Genomic DNA, 557 nt, shown 5'->3' with positions numbered 1-557 from the left:
TCAGCTTCGCCTTGCGGCTAACCGGTCCTCTTAACCTTCCAGCACCGGGCAGGCGTCAGTCCGTATACATCGTCTTGCGACTTAGCACGGACCTGTGTTTTTAATAAACAGTCGCTACCCACTAGTCTCTGCGGCCTCCAAACGCTTTCGGAGCAAGTCCTAATACGTCGAAGGCCCCCCTTCTCCCGAAGTTACGGGGGCATTTTGCCGAGTTCCTTAACCACGATTCTCTCGATCTCCTCGGTATTCTCTACCTGACCACCTGAGTCGGTTTGGGGTACGGGCGGCTAGAACCTCGCGTCGATGCTTTTCTCGGCAGCATAGGATCATCCACTTTTCATCCGCATCGTGTCTCAGCCTGTACGAGTCACGGATTTGCCTATGACTCGGCCTACGCACTTGCACCAGGACAACCATCGCCTGGCATGGACTACCTTCCTGCGTCACACCTGTTAATACGCTAGCCGCACCAGAACGGGGTCACGCGCTCCCCAACACGATGCCACCCGAAGGTGACGGTGTGAAGGTTCGGGCGCTTAGCACTACTGGATTAGCTG

Annotated in this window: 1 rRNA gene; it reads right to left on the bottom strand. The window is 56.0% G+C overall.

What is annotated here, in order from left to right:
* Nucleotides 1–557 (bottom strand): 23S ribosomal RNA (locus KYX17_RS31630); the annotation flags it as partial.

The sequence above is a fragment of the Microbacterium sp. CIAB417 genome (assembly GCF_022788845.1).
Note: the sequence above shows the minus strand (reverse complement) of the source record. Positions and strands in the feature narration are given on the sequence as shown.